A 6,167-nucleotide genomic window follows, 5' to 3' on the forward strand; every position below is an offset into this window, starting at 1 on the left:
CATCTGCCTGCTTTCTCCCGTAATTATGTATTCTTTTCTAAGTTTAATTTTCTTCAGCTGTTGCTGTTTTTACTGCTGGTTGTGGTCCTTGTTACTCTTTTACCACAAGGCCAAATGATTTACTGAACCCCTAAAGTCGCCCTTATAGGATTTATAAATACAGTCCCTTCTCTAAATTATTCATGGGTCTCATTTTACTAAGTTTAGAACCTGCCAAAGTGAGTTCGGGATCAGCCTCTACCTATGGTATAGACTTCAAAACCTATGCTTTTTAATTGCTCGTGATCTAAAATCATACGACCATCAAATAAAAATGCTGGCTTTAGCATGAGGTCATAGATTTCTTTCCAGTCGTAATCTATGAATTCATTCCACTCTGTAAGAATTGCTGTTGTATGCGCATTTTCAACAGCGTCTAATGGTGTTTCAACCACTTTTAAAAGCCTTCTGTTTTCTTCACTAGATCTGGTCCCTAAGTAATCTAGATCGTTATAAATTTGCTGGGCCGTAACTTTAGGATCGTACACCACAATCTCTGCCTGCTCATTTAACAAATAATCTGCCACATAGATAGCAGCAGACTCTCTTGTATCATTTGTGTCTTTTTTGAAAGCCCAACCGAAAATTGCTATTTTTTTGCCTGAAACCGTGTTAAAAAGAGTTTTGACTATTTTCTTGGCAAATCTACGTTTTTGATGATCGTTCATGATAATCACTTGTTCCCAGTAGTCTGCCACTTCTTGTAATCCATAGGTTTGAGCTATATAAACCAAGTTCAGTATATCTTTCTGAAAACAGGATCCACCAAAACCTACAGAGGCTTTTAAAAACTTTGGACCGATCCTAGAATCGGTTCCTATAGCTCTTGCTACCTCACTGATGTCTGCCTCAGTTACTTCACAAAGCTCTGATAGCGCATTGATACTACTTACTCGTTGCGCTAAAAAAGCATTTGCCGTGAGCTTAGAAAGCTCTGAAGACCACACATTTGTGGTTAAAATTTGATCTTTTGGCACCCAATTGGCATAAATATCCACTAAGGCCTGTTGCGCTTTTTTACCTCTTTCTGTATCTTCTCCTCCTATTAAAACACGATCTGGATTCAACAAATCTGAAACAGCAGATCCTTCTGCCAAAAACTCTGGATTAGATAGAATATCAAAATGAACACCATTACCAGTATTATCTAAAATACTTCTCAAGGCTTCTGCCGTTCTAACTGGTAATGTAGATTTTTCTACAATTATTTTATCACTAGTAGCTACTGACGCTATTTGTCTGGCGCAAAGCTCTATATATTTAAGATCTGCTGCCATTCCTTTACCTACTCCATAGGTTTTTGTAGGCGTATTGACAGAAATAAAAATCATATCTGCAGCGTGAATCGCCTCATCCACCTGAGTTGAGAAATGTAAGTTCACACCTCTAGTTTGTGCTACTAAGTCTGACAATCCAGGCTCGTAGATAGGAATGTTATCCACGTTAGGATCATTCCATAAAGCAATACGTTTTTCATTAATATCAACAACGTTCACTTGGATTTCGGGACATTTTGCAGCGATCATCGTCATGGTAGGGCCACCTACATATCCTGCACCAATGCAGCAAATATTTTTAACAATCATACTAAAATTTTGGTTCTACAAAATTAACTAGAATTCTTTTAATAAGGGACCTTGAAAGAAAGATTCAAACAATATACAAGGTTATTGAAAAGGTAAACTTCTCACTTGTCTTTATCGAATGTTCTAATTAAAAAACTCTTCACGTGGTAAATTTATGGGAAAAAACTTAAAAACAACGCTTTTATTAAAAAAGGTCCATAGACGAAACTTTTACACACATAAATTATATATTTGCAAATTAAACACAAGAAAAAAATTATGAAAAAAATTATTACATTTTCTTTGGTATTATGCAGTTTAATGGCTGTAGGACAAGAACAAGCAGCACAAGATCAAGTAGATGCTACAACGGGTTATAACAAGTGGTCTATAGACTTAGGAGCTGGTATTTCTAAACCTACGAGACCGTTCTCTAATGGAGCATTTGCTAATACACCTTCCTTATTTCAAGGAGATATAGGCGTAAGGTATATGGTAAATGAAAAATTTGGATTCAATGCTGACTTCGGTTTTAACAGTTTCACTAATGATAAAAACAGTATTGAATTTGATACCAGATATTTCAGAACAACTCTAGAAGGTGTAGTTAATGCTGGTCACATCATGGGCTTGAACAAACTTCATGACAGACTAGGTCTTCTTCTTCACGCTGGTTTAGGTGCTTCTTATTTTAAAGGTACAGATGCTGTATTAAAATCAGAAGAATGGATGGTGAACCTTCAAGCTGGTATAACCCCTCAATATCGTTTAACTAATAACATGGCTTTATTTGCAGATTTTTCTGTTTTAGGTCATGCAATGCAGGACATCACACTTGATGGTCTTTCTAGAACTGGAACAAGAGGTTTTAACGGATTAGTAATTAATGCTTCTTTCGGTTTAAATATCTATTTGGGTAAAGGAGATACTCATGCTGACTGGCATATTTTTGACGCAGAAGAAAAAATCGATGAGTTAATGGCTCAAATGGATCAAATGGCAAAAGAATATGCTGATGATGATAAAGATGGTGTACCTAATTATCTAGATCGTGACAACACTACAGAAAGTGGTGTACGTGTAGATAAAAATGGTCGTGCTCTTGATATGAATAAAAATGGTATTCCAGATGATTTAGAAAGTGCACTTGATATGCGTTATGCGTCTAAAAATGACTTATCTAACTTTACACCAGGTTCCAACGGAATGGATGGTACTAGTCAAAACGGTGTGATTAAGAAATTAATCAATGAAGGCTATGTAAATGTGTACTTCCTATACAGCAGCACTAAGCCAGCACTATATTCTCTAGAATCCATTAATACCATAGTAACTTATATGAACAATAACCCAAGCGCTACGGCAACTCTTACGGGTTATTCAGATGAGCTCGGAACTCCAGAGTTCAACAAAAACCTTTCTGAGCGTCGTGCTAAGGTGGTTTATGATGTATTAATCGCTTCTGGAATAGATGCTTCTAGATTATCACATAAAGGTAATGGCGAAGATGCATCGGTTAAAAAGGAATCTGAAGAGGCAAGACAATTAGTAAGAAGAGTTACTTTTAAGGTGAACTAATTCTTAACGAAATATTATTTAAAAAAGGGTCGCGAATCGCGACCCTTTTTTTATGCTCTCTAATTAACAATGATCATTTTCAATGTTAGCTAGACTACAGAAAATGATTTATACCAATTTATGTTTATAGTGTCGTTAAAATAAATGGAATTGTTTTTTGCTTAGATGAAGCTGAAAATCCGTATTAATGGAATCATACAGCTTTAGGATGCCTAAAATCAGTTATTTTAATCCCTTAACCTCTATAAATACGTTTTATTCAAGACGAATCAGTATTCATTCTATTAAATTGTGTTTACAACATCTACATGGATATGAAACCAAATTCATCACAATTATTCTACCTATCGTAGATATACTTTCAAAGGACAATCAAGCTTTTTTACCTCCTAGAACCGGAACATTTATATGGACTAGATTTAAACCATATTAAACATTTACCATAATAATGAGAAGGATTGCTCATAAACTCATCATAAGTTCCATAATTATTATAATGTACAATTGTTAGCTAGGCGCTAATTCATAACAGCTCATAAAAAAAGCCATCTGAAAAAGATGGCTTTTGACACTTTGTGGATTTTGAGTTGAACGGACAAAACAACACCATAAGTTACTTATACTTTTTAATCCCAGATTTCAACCATTCTTCAAATTCGTCAGCATCTGGTGTGTAACCTACTGGTTTGATCAAATCTGCTCCATCTGAACCTATTATAGCATAATAGGGCTGTGCGTTAATCTGATAGTTTTTAATTTGTAATTCTGACCATTTATTCCCTGTGGTTCTGACCATTTTACCCGTTACATCACTCATATAATGTTCTTCTTTAGGCAACTTTTTCTTTTCATCCACATATAAAGATATCATTACCACATCGCCTTTCAGTATGGATAGCACCTCTTGCTCTCCCCAAACCAGTTGCTCCATTCTTCTACAATTTACACAAGCATGACCTGTAAAATCTACTAGTGCTGGCTTGCCTATTTTCTTTGCATAAGCGAGTCCAGCTTCATAATCATGAAAAGTGATGATATCATATTCCCCTAGCTCTGCGCCTTCTGGCAATTTTAAAGTCTCTGTATTACTGGTAAAACCTGAAGACTTTGTATAACCTACTCCATAAGGAGATTCACTATACTTCATAGGTGGTGGAAAACCACTAATTATTTTTAACGGAGCGCCCCATATTCCTGGTAATAGATAAATCGCAAAACATAAAGAAAAAATACCAATCAACAACCTACCTACAGAAATTTGAGTCTCTGGTCCATCGTGTGGTAATTTAATTTTCCCAAATAGATATAAAGCCATAGTACCAAAAATAGCTACCCATATCACTAAAAACACTTCTCTGGTAAGTAAACCCCATTGCATTACAAGGTCTGCATTAGAAAGAAATTTAAAAGCAAATGCCAGCTCTAAGAACCCTAAGAACACTTTTACGGTATTTAACCAGCCACCAGATTTAGGCAAACTATTCATCCATCCCGGGAATATTGCAAATAAGGCAAATGGCAGTGCGATGGCTGTAGAGAATCCTAACATACCTATTATAGGTGCAATTCCACCTTTACTAGATGATTCAAATAATATAGAACCTACTATAGGACCTGTGCAAGAAAAAGAAATAATAGCCAGCGCCAGCGCCATAAAAAAGATCCCAATAATTCCTCCTCGATTCGATTGCTTATCGGCACTGTTTGCCCATGATTGTGGTAACGTAATTTCAAAGGCTCCCAAAAAGGACAAGGCAAAAACAATGAGAATTACAAAAAAGGCAATATTAAAGGTGACACTAGTAGAAAGCTCATTAAGCGCTTCTATACCAAATATAGCAACAATAGCAGATCCTAACAGAACATAGATGGCAATTATAAAAACCCCATATAAAATAGCGTTACGTATCCCTTGTACCCTATTCTGACTTTGCTTAGTAAAGAAACTTACCGTTAAAGGAATCATGGGAAACATGCAAGGCGTTAACAAAGCAGCAAATCCTCCTAAAAATGAAAGAAAAAACACAATCCACAGACTCTTATCTTTTTCTTCTTCCTCGTCTTCTTCTCCTAGATCCTTCTTCTCGTGCTTATCTCCTTTTTTTTTAATGGTACTGGCAGCTGGGCCTTGAGCGGTTACAGGTGCTACACCAGCATCATAAAAAGCATTAATGATATCATCTGGTACTACATCTACTTGATCATCTAACTTAAAAATTAAAGGTTCTGGAGATGGTGGTAAACACTGTGTATCATCACAGACCATAAAATAAGCCTCAGCAGGAATGTATGTAAGTTCTGGATTTTTGAGCTTTACCTTTTGCTCAAAATGCGCATAATTACCAAAATGATACACATCCATTTCCCAGACTTTTTCATAGTCTGCATAAGAACCTTTTTCTTTATTAACACCTATCAAATCATACTGGTCTGTATCAAAAAAGCTAAACTCTGTAGGTAATGGACCTTCATCTTTCTCTCCTTTTGCTTGAGAATATAAATGCCATCCTGGTTTTATAGAGACATCAGTAATTAAAATATATTCTGTATCAGATATTTTTTGAACACTAGTAGTCCATTCCGTTGGGTCCTCAACTTGAGCAGTAAGTTGAAGGCTCATGAGTGCTATTAAAGCTATAAAAAGAATTCTCATAAGGTATTATAAGTTAGTTTGATTAATGTTTTAGTGGATGAAGTTACTTTATAAAGATTACTGGAACGTATTCCTACAATCCATAATATTTCTTCATCTAGTGTCAATACTACTATTTTTTCTTTAGCTGTGAAAGAAACTTTGCTATCAGTTAGCACATCACTTACTAACTTAGTTCCTTTCATGCCTAATGGTTGTATGCGATCACCTTGTTTCCAGCTGCGCAAGGTTAATGGAAAAGGTACTTTTTGGGCGTCTAAATAAGCGATATTTTTAGACTTATTTGCTTTTACCAGTTCCAGCGGTTTTGATACTTCCAGCGTTTCTAAGTT

The 6,167-nt window shown here is 35.7% G+C and carries 4 protein-coding genes; 1 reads left to right on the forward strand and 3 read right to left on the reverse strand.

Translation table 11 applies throughout. The features are described 5' to 3' along the window. Positions 1–230: 230 nt before the first annotated feature. On the reverse strand, positions 231–1,625 hold the full coding sequence (locus ACTF48_RS10725; protein WP_438963155.1) for a nucleotide sugar dehydrogenase: 1,395 nt from the start codon (positions 1,623–1,625) through the stop codon (positions 231–233). 258 nt (positions 1,626–1,883) lie between these two features. Between ACTF48_RS10725 and ACTF48_RS10730 the strand changes: the two genes are divergently transcribed. Then, the gene (locus ACTF48_RS10730; RefSeq protein ID WP_438963156.1) at positions 1,884–3,182 is read left to right on the forward strand and encodes an OmpA family protein; all 1,299 of its coding nucleotides are present in this window, start codon (positions 1,884–1,886) and stop codon (positions 3,180–3,182) included. A 613-nt stretch (positions 3,183–3,795) separates the two neighbouring features. On the opposite strand, the gene ACTF48_RS10735 is transcribed toward ACTF48_RS10730, so the two are convergent. Next, positions 3,796–5,835 (reverse strand): protein-disulfide reductase DsbD family protein, encoded by a 2,040-nt coding sequence (locus tag ACTF48_RS10735; protein WP_438963157.1) that lies wholly within the window; start codon positions 5,833–5,835, stop codon positions 3,796–3,798. Further along, on the reverse strand, positions 5,832–6,167 hold a 336-nt coding region (gene tilS, locus ACTF48_RS10740), incomplete at its 5' end, for a tRNA lysidine(34) synthetase TilS (protein WP_438963158.1). The genes tilS and ACTF48_RS10735, both read right to left, overlap by 4 nt.

It is taken from the genome of Nonlabens sp. (assembly GCF_965660805.1).
Classification (GTDB): Bacteria; Bacteroidota; Bacteroidia; order Flavobacteriales; family Flavobacteriaceae; genus Nonlabens.

Excerpts from the sequence above, each read along its gene's own strand:
- ACTF48_RS10725 (WP_438963155.1), bottom strand. The coding sequence starts at position 1,625 with ATGATTGTTAAAAATATTTGCTGCATTGGTGCAGGATATGTAGGTGGC.
- ACTF48_RS10730 (WP_438963156.1), top strand. The coding sequence starts at position 1,884 with ATGAAAAAAATTATTACATTTTCTTTGGTATTATGCAGTTTAATGGCT.
- ACTF48_RS10735 (WP_438963157.1), bottom strand. The coding sequence starts at position 5,835 with ATGAGAATTCTTTTTATAGCTTTAATAGCACTCATGAGCCTTCAACTT.